Annotated in this window: 14 protein-coding genes; 13 read left to right on the forward strand and 1 reads right to left on the reverse strand. The window is 68.7% G+C overall.

Going from position 1 to position 16,681, the window contains the following annotated elements:
- Positions 1-41: 41 nt before the first annotated feature.
- The gene (locus HMPREF1008_RS04005) at positions 42-1,169 is read right to left on the reverse strand and encodes a 5-methyltetrahydropteroyltriglutamate--homocysteine S-methyltransferase (protein WP_009278553.1); all 1,128 of its coding nucleotides are present in this window, start codon (positions 1,167-1,169) and stop codon (positions 42-44) included.
- Between the two features lie 418 nt (positions 1,170-1,587).
- Between HMPREF1008_RS04005 and HMPREF1008_RS04010 the strand changes: the two genes are divergently transcribed.
- The 13 genes from HMPREF1008_RS04010 (at position 1,588) to HMPREF1008_RS04070 (ending at position 16,612) form a co-directional block, all read left to right on the forward strand.
- A complete protein-coding gene (locus HMPREF1008_RS04010) occupies positions 1,588-3,246 on the forward strand; it encodes a helicase HerA-like domain-containing protein (RefSeq protein WP_009278554.1) in 1,659 nt (552 codons plus the stop codon).
- 238 nt (positions 3,247-3,484) lie between these two features.
- A complete protein-coding gene (gene metG / locus HMPREF1008_RS04015) occupies positions 3,485-5,089 on the forward strand; it encodes a methionine--tRNA ligase (protein WP_009278555.1) in 1,605 nt (534 codons plus the stop codon).
- Between the two features lie 9 nt (positions 5,090-5,098).
- Entirely contained in the window at positions 5,099-6,109 is a 1,011-nt protein-coding gene (gene rsmA, locus HMPREF1008_RS04020; RefSeq protein WP_009278556.1) for a 16S rRNA (adenine(1518)-N(6)/adenine(1519)-N(6))-dimethyltransferase RsmA, read from the forward strand.
- Between the two features lie 217 nt (positions 6,110-6,326).
- Positions 6,327-7,355: a TatD family hydrolase gene (locus HMPREF1008_RS04025; protein WP_009278557.1), complete on the forward strand. Its 1,029-nt coding sequence runs from the start codon at positions 6,327-6,329 to the stop codon at positions 7,353-7,355.
- Between the two features lie 98 nt (positions 7,356-7,453).
- Positions 7,454-8,236 carry a ComF family protein gene (locus tag HMPREF1008_RS04030; protein ID WP_009278558.1) on the forward strand — a complete coding sequence of 261 codons (783 nt, stop codon included), beginning with the start codon at positions 7,454-7,456 and terminating at the stop codon, positions 8,234-8,236.
- A 521-nt stretch (positions 8,237-8,757) separates the two neighbouring features.
- Positions 8,758-9,750 (forward strand): ABC transporter substrate-binding protein, encoded by a 993-nt coding sequence (locus HMPREF1008_RS04035; protein WP_009278559.1) that lies wholly within the window; start codon positions 8,758-8,760, stop codon positions 9,748-9,750.
- A 141-nt stretch (positions 9,751-9,891) separates the two neighbouring features.
- A complete protein-coding gene (gene hpf, locus HMPREF1008_RS04040; RefSeq protein ID WP_009278560.1) occupies positions 9,892-10,479 on the forward strand; it encodes a ribosome hibernation-promoting factor, HPF/YfiA family in 588 nt (195 codons plus the stop codon).
- Positions 10,480-10,489: 10 nt separating this feature from the next.
- Positions 10,490-11,536, forward strand: a complete 1,047-nt coding sequence (locus tag HMPREF1008_RS04045) for a DegV family protein (protein WP_009278561.1) — start codon at positions 10,490-10,492, stop codon at positions 11,534-11,536.
- Between the two features lie 77 nt (positions 11,537-11,613).
- Positions 11,614-12,654, forward strand: a complete 1,041-nt coding sequence (locus HMPREF1008_RS04050) for an NAD(P)-dependent oxidoreductase (RefSeq protein ID WP_009278562.1) — start codon at positions 11,614-11,616, stop codon at positions 12,652-12,654.
- A 206-nt stretch (positions 12,655-12,860) separates the two neighbouring features.
- Positions 12,861-13,637, forward strand: a complete 777-nt coding sequence (locus tag HMPREF1008_RS04055; protein WP_009278563.1) for an NYN domain-containing protein — start codon at positions 12,861-12,863, stop codon at positions 13,635-13,637.
- A 16-nt stretch (positions 13,638-13,653) separates the two neighbouring features.
- Positions 13,654-14,235 carry a hypothetical protein gene (locus HMPREF1008_RS04060; RefSeq protein ID WP_009278564.1) on the forward strand — a complete coding sequence of 194 codons (582 nt, stop codon included), beginning with the start codon at positions 13,654-13,656 and terminating at the stop codon, positions 14,233-14,235.
- A 69-nt stretch (positions 14,236-14,304) separates the two neighbouring features.
- The gene (locus HMPREF1008_RS04065; RefSeq protein WP_009278565.1) at positions 14,305-15,294 is read left to right on the forward strand and encodes a hypothetical protein; all 990 of its coding nucleotides are present in this window, start codon (positions 14,305-14,307) and stop codon (positions 15,292-15,294) included.
- A 94-nt stretch (positions 15,295-15,388) separates the two neighbouring features.
- Entirely contained in the window at positions 15,389-16,612 is a 1,224-nt protein-coding gene (locus tag HMPREF1008_RS04070) for a purine-nucleoside phosphorylase (protein WP_009278566.1), read from the forward strand.
- Positions 16,613-16,681: the final 69 nt, after the last annotated feature.

The raw sequence follows: 16,681 nt of genomic DNA on the forward strand, positions 1-16,681 counted from the left end.
CGCGTCGACGAGGTGCCGCGCGACCCTGTCGTTGGTCTCGCCTAGCCCCAGACCTCCTCGGCGATGCTCCTCACCAGGGCGACCTTGGCCCACTGCTGCTCCTCGCTCAGCTTGTTGCCAATCTCGCACGAGGCGAATCCGCACTGCGGGGACAGGCAGAGCCTTTCGAGCGGGAGGTAGCGCTCCGCCTCGTGGATGCGCGCCACGACCTGCCCGCGGTCCTCGAGCTGCGCCGACTTCGTGGTGACGAGGCCCAGGACGACCTTCTTGCCATCTGCGACCTGCGCCAGGGGCTCGAAGCCTCCTGAGCGGTCGTCGTCGAACTCCAGGAAGAAGTTGTCCACGTGCTCGCGGGCGAAGAGCGTGCCCGCCACGTCGTCGTAACCACCCTCGCAGGCCCAGGTGGAGTGGAAGTTGCCGCGGCAGACATGGGTGTTGATGGTGAGGCCCTCGGGGCGGGCGTCCAGCACGCGGTTGTTGACCTGCAGGAAGCGCTCCTTGGTGCGCTCGATTCCCGCCGCGTCGGTGCCGAAGAACTGCTCCGCGTGGGGGTCGACCAACAGGCCCCACGAGCAGTCGTCGAACTGGAGGTTGCGGCAGCCGGCGTCGTATACGTCCTGGATGAAGGCCTGGTAGCAGGCCACGAGGTCGTCCTCGAGGCGCTGGTCGTCGGCGTAGTAGCGGCGGGTGTTCTGGAGCGCGAAGGGCATGGCCAGCTGCTCCAGGAACTGGGCGGGTGCGGGGATGGTGAGCTTGGACACCGTGTTGGCGTCCTCCAGGTCCTGCACGAAGCGGAAGTGGTCCACGAAGGGGTGGTGCCCCTTGTAGGCGAGGCTGCCGGTGAGGTAGGTGTCGTCGATCTTGGCTGCCTCGCCATGGAAGGGCAGGCCGTCCTTGGTCTTGCTGTGGCCGATGCCCGCAAAGCCCCACATGAAGTCGAGGTGCCAGGTCAGGCGCCTGAACTCCCCGTCGGTGATGGTGCCGAGGCCCGCCGCCTGCTCCTTGGCCACCAGCTCGCGGATCGCCGCGTCCTCGATGTGGGTGAGCTCATCTTGCCCCAGGTGGCCCTCCTCGAAGGCAGCACGTGCCTGGCGGAGCTCCGCCGGCCTCAGGAAGCTGCCCACCACGTCGAAGCGGTGTGGGGTCCTCTTGTCATACGGAATTGCCATCGCTCGTGCCTCCTCGTCTTTGCGCCCGGGCCTGCCGCGCAGGCGCACGGTTCTTCTCGACTGCACATTGTGGCAGCTCAAGAGACATGGTGGCACGTCGCTTTTGGGACACCTGGTTATCGATTGAAGCAATAACGACTCGGTGCGACGGCTGGTCTGCCAGGCGAGAGGTGCGGCCGTTCCGTGCCCCCAGCCGTGCCGTTCGCACATCCCCGCAAAGATGTGAGCATCGCCGACGTTTGTCCAGTTGGGGATGGGCTCTTCTCGCACGAACAAAGTTTTTTGCGAGAGTCGCGGCTGCCCAGACGCCTCATCCATCCCACCCGCCACAGCTACGCCAGCGACCCCGGCCGGACCCGCGTCCCACCCCCGTCGTACAATTGGCCCATGACCAGCCCGCACCAATCGGAGGATGCCCATGCTCGTGAACGACAAGATCTGGGCCGCCCAGGGGGACGTGCCCTGCTGCCTGCTCCTCAACCAGGCCAACCGCCACGGGCTCATCGCCGGCGCGTCGGGCACGGGCAAGACGGTGACCCTCAAGGTCCTGGCCGAGGGCTTCTCCAACGCGGGCGTCCCCGTGTTCATGGCAGACGTGAAGGGTGACGTCACGGGCATGGCCCAGGGCGGTGCCATCTCTGACAACCTGCGCCAGCGCATGGACTTCTTTGGCATCAAGGAGGACGAGTTCTCCTTCCAAGGCTGCCCCATGCGCGTCTGGGACATGCTCGGTGGCGACGGCGTCCCCGTGCGCATCACCGTCTCTGACATGGGCCCCACCCTGCTCAGCCGCCTCCTGGGCCTTTCGGACGTGCAGGAGGGCGTGCTCAACATCGTCTTCCGCGTGGCCGACGACCAGGGCCTCCTCCTCATCGACCTCAAGGACCTGCGCGCGATGCTCGCCTACGTCCTGGAGCACGCCAAGGAGTACCAGTCGACGTACGGCAACGTGTCCGCCCAGTCGGTGGGCGCCATACAGCGCTCGCTCATCGCCGTCGAGGACCAGGGAGGCGACGTCTTCTTCGGCGAGCCCAGCCTGGAGCTTGATGACTGGTTTGCCTGCGCGCCCGACGGCCGCGGCTACGTCAACCTGCTCAATGCCTCCCGCCTCATCCAAAGTCCGCAGGTCTATGCCATGTTCCTGCTGTGGATGCTCTCGTCCCTCTTCGAGGGGCTGCCCGAGGTGGGCGACCCCGACAAGCCCCGCTTCGTCTTCTTCTTCGACGAGGCGCACCTGCTCTTCGATGGCATGCCCAAGGGGCTGCGCGACAAGATCGTGCAGGTCGTGAAGCTCATCCGCTCCAAGGGCGTGGGCGTGTACTTCATCACCCAGTCCCCGTCGGACATTCCCGACGAGGTCCTGGCCCAGCTTTCCAACCGCATCCAGCACGGCCTGCGCGCCTACACCCCCGCGGAGCAGAAGGCCGTGCGCGCCGCCGCGGACTCCTTCCGCGCCAACCCCGCCTTCGACTCCGCCCAGGCCCTGCAGGACCTGGGGACCGGCGAGGCGCTGGTCTCGCTCCTTGACGAGGAGGGAAAGCCCAGCGTGGTGCAGCGCGCCAAGGTGCTCTTCCCCCAGTGCCGCATGGCCGCGGCGGACGCCGACGTGATGCAGTCCGTCCTTGCCGGTCAGGGCAACCTGATGGACAAGTACGGTACCGCGGTGGACCGCCTGAGCGCCTACGAGACCATCGAGGGCCAGAACGCGGAGGCAGAGGCCAATGCCAAGCTCGCCGCGGAGCGCGCCGCCTTCGAGAAGGAGAAGGCCGAGTTCGAGGCCCAGCGACAGAAGGAGGCGCAGAAGGCGGAGAGGGAGCGCCAGAAGGCGGAGGAGAAGGCCGCCCAGGCCGCACAGAGGGAGCAGGAGCGCCAGCAGAGGCAGCTCGAGCGCGAGGCGGAGGCCGCCGCAAAGCGCGAGGCGGCGGAGCAGGCGCGCGCCGAGCGGGAGGCCCAGAGGAAGCAGGAGCAGATGGCCAAGCAGGTGGGTCGCTTCGCCAACTCCATCCTGGGCACCTTCGGCCGCGAGGCGACGCGTCAGCTCACCCGCGGTCTCTTCAACTCGCTGAAGCGCCGCTAGGGAGGTGGGCCGCGAGGCCGTCGCGCCCGTATGCCGCGCGCCTGTCCGTCGGGGGGCAGCTGTCGCGGTTGTCCCGCTGCTGCCGCCTAGTCCCGGCCGCCACCGGGCCTCGACCCGGTCGTCGCGCCCGGCCGCGAAGGGCGCCCCTCTCGCCTGATGTACAATGCCTAGTTGCTCATTTTGGCATTCGCCACCGAGATGGGCGTCCGCCATCAGGACCGTCGTCAGGAGAGATCGCATGGACAAGCCGTCCTTCTTCATCACCACGCCCATCTACTACGTCAACGCCGCCCCCCACCTGGGCACCGCATACTCCACTGTCCTCTGCGACGTCCAGGCGCGCTATCGCCGCTCAAAGGGCTATGACGTGAAGTTCCTCACGGGCATGGACGAGCACGGTCAGAAGGTCGAGGAGGCGGCGTCCGAGCACGGAGTGAGCCCCCAGGAGTGGTGCGACTCCCAGGCCCCCCTCTTCGAGGGACTGTGGAAGACCCTCGAGATCTCCAACGACGACTTCATCCGCACCACCGAGCCGCGCCAGGTCAAGGCCGTGCAGTACCTGTGGGAGCGCATGCGCGAGTCTGGCTACATCTACAAGGGCTCCTACGACGGCTGGTACTGCGTGCCGGAGGAGACCTACTTCACCGAGACCCAGGTGAGCAAGTCCGACGAGGCCAACCACACCGAGGGCCAGCACCTCTGCCCCGACTGCGGCCGTCCCCTGCAGCGCGTCCAGGAGGAGTCCTGGTTCTTCAAGCTCAGTGCCTTCCAGGACCGCCTGCTCAGGCTGTACGACGAGCATCCCGACTTCGTCGAGCCCGACTTCCGCATGCGCGAGGTGAGGACCTTCGTCGAGGGCGGGCTCCAGGACCTCTCCGTGAGCCGCACGAGCTTCGACTGGGGCATCCGCCTGCCCTTCGACGAGAGGCACGTCACCTACGTGTGGTTCGACGCCCTCCTCAACTACATGACTGCCGTGGGCTACGGCCAGGGTGGTGACGAGGCGGCCGCCGAGCTGGCTCGTCGCTGGCCCGCCCAGTTCCACGTGGTGGGCAAGGACATCATCCGCTTCCACTGCGTCATCTGGCCCGCCATGCTCATGGCCGTGGGCGAGGCCCTGCCCGAGCACGTCTTCGCCCACGGCTTCCTCATGGTGCGCAACGAGGAGACCGGCAAGGGAGAGAAGATGTCCAAGAGCCGCGGTAACGCCATCGCGCCCCAGGACGTCATCGACATGCTGGGCGTGGAGGGCTACCGCTACTACTTCATGACCGACGTGAACCCCGGCGAGGACGGCGCCATCAGCTTCAGCCGCATGGAGCAGGTCTACAACGCCGACCTGGCCAACAGCTGGGGCAACCTGGTGAGCCGCGCGCTCAACATGTGCGCCAAGTACTTCGACGGCAGGACGCCGGAGCTCGCTGACGGCTGGGCCGAACGCCAGAACCCCCTGCGCGACATCGCCCTGGGCATCGAGGGGCGCTACTCCGAGCGCATGGACCGCCTGGACTACGTGGGGGCCAAGGACGTCGTGATGGAGCTCGTCCACGCCGCCAACCACTACGTCGAGGATTCCGCCCCCTGGACGGTTGCGAAGGACCCCGCCCGCGCCCAGGAGCTCGCCGACATCATCACCAACCTTCTCGAGTCCATCCGAATCTGCGCCCACCTGCTGGCGCCCTTCATGCCCCAGACCTCGGCCGAGGTCCTGCGTCGCATGGCGCTGGGAGACGAGGCCTCCTGCGACGACCTCGCGGCCGCCTGCGCCTGGGGAGGGCTCGTCGGTGGCGTCGAGGTAACCAAGGGCGACGCCCTCTTCCCGCGCCTCGCCGCGAAGAAGTAAGGGGGCGACGTGGGCATCGAGCCAGGCGAGAGGGGCGTCGGCCTTTCCGGTGGCGCCTTGCCGGACGGAGGCGCGCCCGGCTCGAGCCAGGCGGCTGGGTCGTGTGGCGCGACGTCTGATCCCACGCCCAGCTCCTGGCTGGCCAACCCCCGCTCGACCCGCGAAGTCCTGGACGCCTTCGGCCTCTTCGCCAAGCACCGTCTGGGACAGAACTTCCTGGTGAGCGACGGGGTCGTCGCGAAGATCCTACGGCTCGCCGAGCTGGGTCCCGATGACGTCGTCTTCGAGGTCGGACCCGGCATCGGGACGCTCACCGTGGCGCTCCTGCGGCAGGCGGGAGCCGTGGTCTCGGTCGAGGCCGACCGCGCGCTCGAGCCCGTGCTCGCCCAGACCTGTGAGAGGGACTCCGAGCGTTTCTCCCTGGTGATGGGGGACGCCCTGCGCGTGGACGCGGAGGGCCTCTCGTCCGCCGTCGCCGCGCTTGGCCTCGCGGGCATCGACCCCGAGCCGCGCCTTCTGGTGAGCAACCTGCCTTACCAGGTCGCGGCCACCGTGATCCTGCGCACGCTCGAGCACATGCCCCGCGTCCGCCGCGAGGTCGTGATGGTCCAGGCCGAGGTCGCCGACCGCATCGCGGCCACGCCGGGCGGCAGGGACTACGGGGCGTACACGGCCAAGCTGGGACTCTATGCCCAGGTCACGGGGCGCTTCGAGGTGGGTCCCGGCAACTTCATGCCGCCGCCCCACGTCCAGAGCGCCGTCGTGCGCATCGACCGCCGTCCCTGCCTGGGACCGGACGGCACGCCCCTCTCGCCCGAGCACGTCGCGGCGTGCGCGGCCGTGATCGACGCCGCCTTCGCGCAGCGCCGGAAGACCATACGCAACTCCATGGGCGCCTTGGGCTTCGACCGGGAGCGCCTGGACGCCGCCTTCTCCGCCACGGGCATCGCTCCCACCACACGCGCGGAGCGGCTTGCGACCGCCGACTTCGTGCGCCTGGCGGAGGCGCTGGGCTGGTAGCGTTGGGGGTCGCAGCGGCAGGCTCCACGGCTCTGGCGATGCTGCGGTGGCAACGCCGAGCGGCATTCTGTGAGATTTGCTGACTTTTTCTCACCTCAACTGGGAAAACGTCAAATTCGACAGCATTTCGCACAGAATGCTGCCTTTTGCATAGGTGGCCGAGCACCTTGCGGACGGCCGCAACGACCGTGAACGACCACAAGAGAGAGACACGCACATGGCGGTAGACGAGTTGCTCCAGAGGCTGGGCGTCGACGAGGACGGGACTCTCTTCCACGACAAGAAGGGCCGTCCCGTGGCGCTTCCCTCCGCGCCCGCGCCCCTCGCGGACAGCCACGGACACCTGACCGGCTTCCTCGGCCATGACGCGCCTGCCGTCCTCGTGCGGGCCGCGCTTGCGGGCCTGCGCCTGCTCGTGGTTCCCGTCGACCCGGTGGACGAGATCCCCCGCAGGTGGGGGAGTGCCGGCGAGCTGCTGGGCTGGATCGACGCCCAGGTGGACGAGGCGCGCGAGCTGCTCGACGCCTGCGCGGCGCGCGGCATCCTGCCGCCCGGCGCCTTGGGCTACGAGGGGCTCCCGTCCCTCCTCGACAACCTGCGCATCGTCGCCGGGGCACATCCCTATGGCGCGGCGGAGCTGGACGGCGCGGCCCTCGCGCGCTTGGACGAGCTCCTTGCGAGCCCGCGTGCCGTGGGCGTGGGAGAGATCGGCCTCGACCTCGGTCCCTACAACGAGCTGCCCGTCGACGTCCAGGAGCGCGCCTTCCGCCTCCAGCTCGAACTTGCCCGCGAGCGCGAGCTGCCCGTGGAGCTCCACATCCGGGACGGTGCCCAGGACACGCTCGCCCACGAGCTCGCCGCACGCGTCCTGGCCGAGCGCGGCCTTCCCGCCGTTGGCTGCGACCTCCACTGCTTCACGCAGGGTCCCGAGGTCATGGCTCCCTTCGTGGAGCTGGGCTGCCACGTCGCCTTCGGTGGGGCGGCGACCTTCGGCCGCTCGGACGACATCCGCGCCGCCGCGACGTCCTGTCCCGAGGAGCTCTTGCTCAGCGAGACGGACGCCCCCTACATGGCGCCGGTCCCCCTGCGCGGCCTTCGCTGCGAACCTGCGATGGTCGCCTTCAGTGCCGACTGCGTGGCCCGCGTGCGCGAGGAGGCCGACGTCGCCCCGCGCGCCCGCAGCTACGAAGCGATGCTCCGCAACGCCTTCGGGCTCCTCGTGCCATCCGCGCGGTACCGCGCCTGACGGAGGGCGGCACCCTCCGCACCCGCGCCCCATCCCAGGCGTGCTACCATCGCCCCACAAGCCAACGACCCCTCGTGCGCCCCGGCGTAAGGCCTGCCATGCGCATCGACCGCCTCCCGCACGTCATCCCGACCGTCAGGTCCGATGGCCCGTTCCTCTCCCATGCCGCGCACGCCCTTGCGGAGGGCGCCCAGGAGCTTCTCTGGCCCACCCGCTGCCTGGGCTGCGACCTGGGCGGAGAGCTCCTCTGTCCCGACTGTCGGGCGTCCCTTCCCTGGGTCGCCCAGGCCTGGGCCTGCCCCAACTGCGGGGCGCCTCATGGCTTCATGACCTGCACCGAGTGCGACGAGGCGTGGGAGACCCGCGCCTGCGTGAGCTCGCTGCCCTTTGGCGGCGTCGCCTCTCGCCTCGTCACGGGCCTCAAGGACGCCCACGAGCTGCGGCTTGCCCCCGTGCTCGCGGCGCTCATGCTCTGCTCGCTCGACGAGGCCGCGTCCTGGCCCGCGGAGGACGGACGTCCCCGCTTCGACCGCGCTGACCTGGACGCTGTCTGCTTCGTCCCCGCCACGCCGCAGGCCTACCTCCGGCGCGGCTTCGACCACATGGAGCTGGTGTCGCGCTCGCTTGCGGCGCAGTTGGGGCTTCCGCTGGCTGACGTCCTCAGCCGCAGCTCGTCAAGCGACCAGAGAGGCCTCGGGCGAGAGGCGCGCGCCTCCAACCTGGCGGGGAGCATTGACGTGCTGGAGAGGGTGGACGGCCTCTCGTTCCTACTCGCCGACGACGTGATCACCACGGGGGCGAGCGTGCGCGAGTGCGCCCGGGCCCTCCTCGGGCGGGGCGCGAGGAGCGTCACTGCCTGCTCCGTCGCCCGCGTCTGGTGAGGGGCGTCGGCGCCGTCGCGTCGGATGTCGCGACGCCCGACGCGTCGCCCGATGGGGCGGAAGGCCGTCAGGCCCCGCCCGCCCGTCACGCTGGCGGCGCATCCCCGTCCGCCAGCTGGACCGTCGTCCAGCTGGCCTTAAGCGGGCAAACATGCTGGTATACTGTGCGAAGCCTTACCCAGGTCTGTGGTTGCGGGCGCCAGCGCCCTAGTCCATGGCAGACGAGGCCAAAGGGATCCACGTAAGTCCGGGCGTGCGCGTCCGGGCGAGCATGGCTCGTCCTAGAGGTAAGTCGCACCGCCCGTCATACTCAGAGGCATACGGCCTCGCGGGCGAGAGGGCCTCCAGTCAGGGCCGCCGCGGCGGTCACGGCAAAAGCCCCAGTGCGCGAGTGTGGGGTCAAATACCAGGTCAGCTGGGTAAGGCGGAGCTGCGTCACCAGGACCGGGACAAGGGACGAGGTCTCGGCAGCGTGCGTCGGCAAGTTCAGGCAGGGGCTCGAAGAAGGCGAGAGGTGCAAGATGAGGTCCCAGACGTCAAAGGTGGTCGCTCCAATTATGGCCGGGCTGCTCCTCTCGCTTGCCCTGGGGGGCTGCGACGCGCCTGACGTGTCGCAGCTCGCCTCCGTGCCTGACCGCCTGGCGGGGCTCGCCCAGGGCATTCCCGACCCCTTGGCGAAGACCGGCGTGGAGGAGGCGCTCGCCGCCCGGGCCACCAAGTCGCCCCAGGTCTCGGACGCGGCGCTCGTGACGCCCGGCACCCTCACCGTGGGCCTCAAGTCCTCGTCGGTGGGCATCCCCTTCTGTGCGCAACTCGAGGGAGGGGAGTTCGTCGGGCTTGACGTCGACCTCGCCTCCGCCGTAGCCGACGAGCTCGGCCTCAAGGTGAGCTTCGTGAGCGTCCCCAGCGCGAGCGGTGCCTTGGGCAAGAGCTGCGACGTGGTCATGGACACCCGTGCCGGCGACTCGAGCTCCGCAGCCGCGGTGGGCGGTTACGCGCAGTCCGCCACGGCCTTCTTCCACAAGGGCCAGACGGGCGTGGCAAAGGTCGAGGACCTCTCGTCCAAGACGGTGGGCCTGCAGGACGGCTCCGTGTCGCAGAAGGCGCTCCGCTCGACGGGCCTGGTGATGGAGGAGAAGACCTTCGCCAACCTCAACGAGGCCTTTGCCGCGCTCGACGTGGGAGGCGTCGACTACGTGCTCTGCGACGCCTATTCGGGAGCCTTCCTCTCCATGGGCTGCAAGGACATCGCCTTCGCGGGCACGCTGGACGCGCCCGTCACACAGGGGATCGGCGTGCTCCCCACCAACACGGAGCTGCAGGGCGGCATCAAGTCCGCCCTCGACACGCTGCAGTCCAACGGCATCGAGGACGGCATCCGCTCGCGCTGGCTGGGCGGCATGCCCCAGCTGGGTGACACCAGCCAGGTGAGGGAAGTCCCCGCCCCCGTCCAGGAGGAGCCGGCCGAGGAGGCCGCTCCCGCCGAGGCCGGCTCCAACGCGGCCAGCGTGTAGGGACGGATGCCGCAGGCGTCGCGGCCTGCGCCCGCCGCTTGGCGAAAGCGACTGCCAAAGAGCCCCCTCCTGGGGTATCTATGAGTCACGGTGGGCTCTCGGAGAGGGCCCACGCAAGTCACGCGAAGCGAGGAGGTACTGATGGTCGACATCAAGATCTCGGGACGCAAGGTCTCCGTTTCTGATGGCATGCGCGACCACGTTCTTGACAAGGTGGGCGAGTCCCTCAAGGTGTTTGACATCCAGCCGATGAGCTGCGACGTGGTCCTGCGCGTCGACAAGAACCCCTCCAACCCCGACCGCCGTACCTGCGAGATCACGGTGTTCGTCCGTGACAACGTGGTGCGCGTGGAGGCCAGCAACCAGGACATGTACGCCGCCATCGACGACGCGGCGGACAAGGTCACCCGCCAGCTGCGCAAGTACAAGACGCGCGTCATCGACCGCAAGCAGCGCTCGCAGCAGACCATCCGCGAGGGCGTGCCCCTGGGCGACCTGGACGACCTCATCGAGGGGGAGGAGCTCGACGACCAGCTGGTGCGCGAGAAGTACGTCGACCTCACGCCCATGACCGAGGAGGAGGCGCTCGTCCAGACTGACCTCCTGGGCCACGACTTCTATGTTTTCGAGAATGCCACGACCGGCCTCGTGAACGTCATCTACCACCGCCATAATGGTGGGTACGGCATCATCAAGCCGAAGATCGAGACCGAAGACGGCGAGGCATAGCGAGGTTCGCATGAGCCAGGGCGATCAGAGCTCACCCAAGGACGGGAAGACGGCGGAGGCGCCGGCCGACGTGAGGAACGTGGGCAGGGCCTACCATCAGAAGCGCAACGTCAAGATCATCATGGACTCCACCGCGGACTTCGCCACCGGCGTCGCCGAGCGGCTGGGCGTCGAGGTGATCCCCTTCAGCTACGTGGACGCCGACGGCGTCGAGCACCAGGACGACCGCTGGCAGGAGCAGGACCCGCACGAGTTCTACGAGCACATGCGCAAGAACCCGGACGCGCGCTTCCACACCGCGGCGGTCACGCCGGGACGCTACTTCGAGGTCTTCGAGCGCGCCGCACAGGAGGGGCTGCCCACCATCTACATGGGGCTTCCGGCCGGGCTCTCGAGCTCCATCGACTCCGCCCGCCAGGCGGCTCAGATGATCCGCGAGAGGTATCCCGACTTCGAGCTCTACGTGCTGGACAGGCGCTGCGACTCCGCGGCAGGCCAGCTTCTGGCCATCGAGGTGGTGCGCCAGGCGTCCCTGGGCCTCACGGCGGAGGAGCTCTACGAGTGGGCCCGGGACGCGCGCTACTTCATCCATGGCTACTTCACGCTGGACAGCTTCGACACGCTTGCCGCAGGTGGGCGCATCCCGCCCGCGGCGGCCAACGTGGGTGGCAAGCTGGACATCAAGCCGGAGCTCTCGTACGACCTCAACGGCGCCCTCTCCCTGCGCGGCATGTGCCGCGGCCGCAAGAAGGCCCTGCGCGCCATAGTCCAGGACTTCAGGGAGAACTACGCCCACGACACGTCGCTCCCGGTGGGCATCGTGTCGACCGACGCCCAGAAGGACGCCGACTGGCTCGAGGCCCAGATTCGCAAGGAGAAGGGCTGCGAGGACCTGACCATCATCCATAGCACGGTGTCGCCCATCCTGGGCGCGCACGTGGGGCCCGGCATGGTGGCGCTGGTCTTCTGGGGCAAGGACCGGAGGGAGAAGATCTCCCTCACCGACCGCATCGCCCGCAAGGTGAAGAAGGGTGCGCGCGGCCCCGAGGAGGGCTAGCGCACGATCGCAGGGTTCGCTGCCACCGGGTGCCCGAGGTGCCTGGTGGCATGCCCATGCCAGAAAGGCACGAACGCATGACGAACAAGATCAAGAGGGTCGCCCTCATCGGCACCGGCATCATGGGGGCTCCCATCGCGGGGCACGTCCTGGACGCGGGCTTTGACCTCACCGTCCACAACCGCACGCCCGAGAAGGCGAGGGCGCTGGTTGAGAGGGGCGCCCACTGGGCTTCGAGCCCCGCCGAGGCCGCAAGGGACGCCGACGTGGTCCTGACCATGGTGGGCTATCCCTCCGACGTGGAGGACGTCTACCTGGCAAGCGACGGCATCATCCGCGCCAGCAGGAAGGGCGCCTACCTGATCGACCTCAGCACCAGCGCGGCCGAGCTCGCCCGCGACATCCACGACGCCTCCGAGGTCGAGGACAAGCACGCCTTCGACTGCCCCGTCACGGGAGGTCAGGCGGGGGCCGAGGCCGGCACGCTCACGCTCTTCGTGGGCGCGGACGAGGGGACCGCGGCTCCCGTGCTGCCGCTCCTCCAGTGCTTCTCTGACAAGGTCTTCTACTTCGGCCGGGCCGGCATGGGCCAGACGGCGAAGCACTGCAACCAGGTCTCGCTCGCGTCCTGCATGATGGGCTATGCCGAGGCCATGGCCCTCGCCGAGGCGGCAGGCCTGGACGAGCGGACCATGCTGGAGGCCGTGGGCTCGGGCATGGGCGGCTCGGTTGCCATGGACATGCTGGCGCCCAAGGCCCTCGCGGGCGACTGGAAGCCCGGCTTCATGGCCGAGCACCTGCTCAAGGACCTCAGGCTGTCCCTCTACGAGGCCGAGCAGATGGGCATCTCGCTTCCCTCGACCGACACCGCCTTCAACCTCTTCGACCTCCTCTGCCAGGTGGACGGCTCGCGTCTGGGCACCCAGGCGCTCTCGCTCCTCTATGCCGAGGAGGAGGCGGGCGCGGCGGCGGGCCTCGATTGGTCCCGGGCGCAGCCCGCCCACGACGAGGACGGCTGCGACTGCGAGGACGGCGGGTGCTCCTGCGGCCACGACCATGGCGACGGGGAGTGCGGCTGCGGTCACGGCGACGGCCACGGGCACCATCACCACGAGTAGGGGAGCCCGGGAGAAGGCCCTGCCGCGACTGGGACGGGGCGCCAGCCACGCCCCGGGTTACTCTCGCCTGACTTTTGGGTATAAAAGGGCAGTTGGGGCCGGGTTGCGCCGTTCGACGGCGTCGCATTCCCACCCCTAGTGCCAACACGCACGCGTGCCGGGCCCAAGACCTGCCCGCATCGCGCAGAAAGGAACAGGTCCCCCACATGAACGAACTGACCCAGAGGTCGATGGCGGTCCTCATCGACTACGAGAACCTTGCCCTTGGCACGGGCAAGAGGCGTCGCAACGGCCACCAGGATCCCGGCCCCCGTCCCGACGTCAAGCGCATCCTCGAGCGCCTGGTGGACAAGGGCCGCATCACGGCCAAGCGCGCCTACTGCGACTGGCAGCGCTTCGACGACGCCATCACGCCCCTGCACGAGCTGGGCATCGAACTCATAGAGATCCCCGACCGCGCCTACACCGGCAAGAACTCGGCGGACATCCGTCTGGCCGTGGACGCGGTCGAGATGTGCCTCACCAAGGACCACATCGACACCTTTGCCATCCTCTCGGGCGACTCCGACTTCTCGCCCCTGGTCTCGAAGCTCAAGGAGTTCGGCAAGACGGTGATCGGCGTGGGCATGAAGGAGTCCACGAGCAGTCTCCTGGCCGAGGTCTGCGACGAGTTCATCTTCTACGAGGACATCGTGAGCCAGGGAGGCGTCCCCGACTACTCGCAGAAGGTCCCCAAGGAGAGACACGAGGCCTACCAGCTCCTCTTCGAGACCATCGACGCCCTCCAGGGCGAGAGCGACAGCGCCGTCCTCGCCTCGCGCCTCAAGGACACCATGAAGCGCAAGCGCCCCCAGTTCAGCGAGCGCAGTTACGGCTACCGTTCGTTCAGCAACCTCCTGCGCGAGGCCTCCAAGCTGGGATTCATCGAGATTCACCAGGATACGAAGAGCGGCACCGTCATGGTGGACGGCTTTGCCGAGTAGCAGAAGGGAAGTGCGCATGTCCGAATCCACTGAGGAAGAGAAGGCCGCGGCGGCCCTGGCGGTTCTCGTCGACCAGCTGTCGGCGGCGAGCCGTCGCAGCCGACAGGACGCGGCCCACGACATCGAGTCCATTGCCAGGGTGAGCCCCGAGCGCCTGACACCCCATGTGGGCAAGCTCATCGAGGCTCTTGGGCGTCCCGAGGCGCAGACGCGCTGGGAGGTGCTCTCGGCACTCTCAGAGATGGTGCAGGTAGATGCCAATGCGGTGACGGACGCCTTCGAGGGGGCGGAGTCGTCCCTCTTCGACGAGGGTTCGGCTACCGTACGTCTTGCGGCCTTCCGCTTCCTCGCGCGCCTCGGGGCCACCGGCGCGCGCATGTCCGACGAGGCGTGGCCGCTCCTGGACGAGGCGGTGCAGTGCTACCACGGCGACCCCGAGTACCGTGACATGCTGGCCTGCCTCCTGGACTTCGCGCACGGCGAGCTCTCGGAGGCCACCAGCCACGCGCTCGCCGCCCGCGTGGGCTTCGACGCGGAGAACGGCAGGGGCTACATCAGGAGCTTCTCGGAGCAGATCGCGGCGGCGCTGGCCAGGTAGGCGGCGTCGGGCGACGTGCAAACGGACGGCAGCCCCGAGGGCGGCCGCAGGATTCAAGGAGGTTCGCGTATGGCGAACAAGAACGAGGAGAAGGACGTCGAGACGCAGGGCAAGGACGCCAAGGACGCCAAGGACGCCAAGGACGCCAAGGACGCCAAGGACGCCAAGGACGCCAAGGACGCCAAGGTCGCGTCGGGTGCCGCGGAGGGGCAGGCAGGTCCCGCCGCGGCGCTGGCGACCCTCGGCGTCCCGGCCTGGATCGCCGTCGCCGTTGCCTGCGTCGTGCTGGGCATCCTGGTGGGCAAGTTCCTCCTGGGCGGGGGCTCCGGCAGCGCCCTGGGCAAGAAGACCCTCCAGGAGTCCGAGCTCGACACCACCGTCGCCACCTACGTCTACGACGGCAAGAGCCACGACCTGAGCGCCCGCGACGTCCTCACGTCGCAGACCTCGCTCGACTCCGCTAAGAAGGACGACGGCAGCTACGCGATGCCCACCGCCGACAACGTCCTGGCCGCAGCCCGCTCGCAGATTCTTGCCGATGAGGTCAAGAAGCGCGGCATAGAGGTGAGCGACGAGGACCGTGACGCCTTCGCCACGCAGTACATCGGCTCCACGGACTACGACAGCATCGCCTCGAGCTACGGCATGGACGCCGACTCCGTGAAGCAGATGGTCACGCAGTCCGCAGGCCTCGCCAAGCTCCGCAGCCAGGTCGTGACCTCCGACGCCGGCACTCAGCCCACGGCCCCCGACAAGCCCGAGGCGGGCAAGGAGGAGGACGCCACCGCGGCCTACGCCCAGTACGTTATCGGCCTCGCCGGCGACGAGTGGGACAGTGACGCCAACGCCTGGAAGTCCTCTGACGGCGCCTACGCCACCGCGCTCGCCGACTACACGGTGACCAACGACTCCGCAACCTACGAGGCCGCGCGGGCGGCCTACTACGTGGCCTACCAGAAGTACTCCGCAGCCGCCTCCGAGGGCGCCTCGCAGTGGACCGACTTCGTGAACGGTCTGCTCAGCAACGCGAGCATCAGCATCTCCGGGCTGAACGCGTAGCGCGAGGGGCGCGTCGGGCGCGGACTTTGCAAGGATTTGACGCTGCGGGCGGGGCCTTCGGGCCTCGCCCGCCCCTTACGGACGAGGGGCCCTCATGCGTGTGGTCGTGAGCGAGTGCCTGCGGGGCGTGCCCTGCCGATTCGACGGTGGGTCGAAGCTCGATGCCGCGGTGTGCGAGCTCTGCTCCAGGCCGGGCGTCGAGCCCATCGGCGTGTGCCCCGAGCGAGCGGCGGGGCTTCCTGTCCCGCGGCTTCCGGCCGAGCTGCTGGGGGAGCGCGTGCTCCTCTCGGACGGGACCGACGTGACGGAGGAGTTCGAGCATGGTGCCGCGTCCTGCCTCTCGTCGGCTCGCTGCGACGCCAGCGCGCCCTGGGACGCCCGCGGGGGATTGCCGCCGCTCGCCATACTGAAGGCAAAGAGCCCCTCCTGCGGCTCCGGCGTAATCTACGATGGAACACACACCCATACGTTGGCCGAGGGCGACGGCGTGTTTGCCCGTCTCCTCCGGAGGGAGGGAGTCTGCGTGGTTAGCGAGGATATGGTGGAGAGCTGCAAGCCCTCCGTGGAGCATCCCGTCGCGATCGTCCTGGGCACCGGCCTGGGCCACCTTGCCGCATTGGTCAAGCCCGTGCGCAGGATTGACTATCACGACATCGAGGGCTTCCCCAGGGACGCCCGGCCCGTGAGGGGGCACAGCTTCGAGGCCACCATCGGCACCATCGACGGGGTCCCCGTGGTCGTGTATCCCGGACGCATCCACCTGTACCAGGGCTACAGCGCCGAGGAGGTCACCGCGCTGGTGCGCCATGCGCACCGCCTGGGCTGCCGTGACATCTTCTTCGCCTGCGCCACGGGTGCCGTGCCCGGCAACGCCCATGTGGGCCTGGGCATCCTGACCGACCAGGTCAACCTCACGGGGCAGAACCCCCTGGCTGGCTCCAACCTGCGCGACGTGGAGACCCCCTTCGTGGGCATGACCGACGCCTACACGCCCTACCTGCGCACGTTGGCACGGGGCGTGGCGGACGACCTGGGCATCACTGTCGAGGAGGGCGTCTTTGCCGGCGTCATGGGGCCCTGCTTCGAGACCCCTGCCGAGGTCGCCATGCTGAGAGGGATGGATGTCTCGTACACCGGCTTTTCCACGGCGCTCGAGGTGATCCTGGCGCACGCCCTGGGGATGAACGTCCTGGGCATGACGCTGGCGTCCAACGAGAGCGGCGACCCCAAGATGTCCCACCAGAGCGTGCTCGAGGCGGCGGAGAGGCACGCTGACGACTTCGAGCGCCTGGTGCGCGGGGTGCTGCGCCTGCTCTAGCGCAGGTCGCGCCTGCCTTGGGTGGGATTCGCGTGCCGGAGCGAGAGAATGCGGGATTCGCGCTTGAAA

This window comes from Olsenella sp. oral taxon 809 str. F0356 (assembly GCF_000233535.1).
GTDB lineage: Bacteria > Actinomycetota > Coriobacteriia > Coriobacteriales > Atopobiaceae > Olsenella_I > Olsenella_I phocaeensis.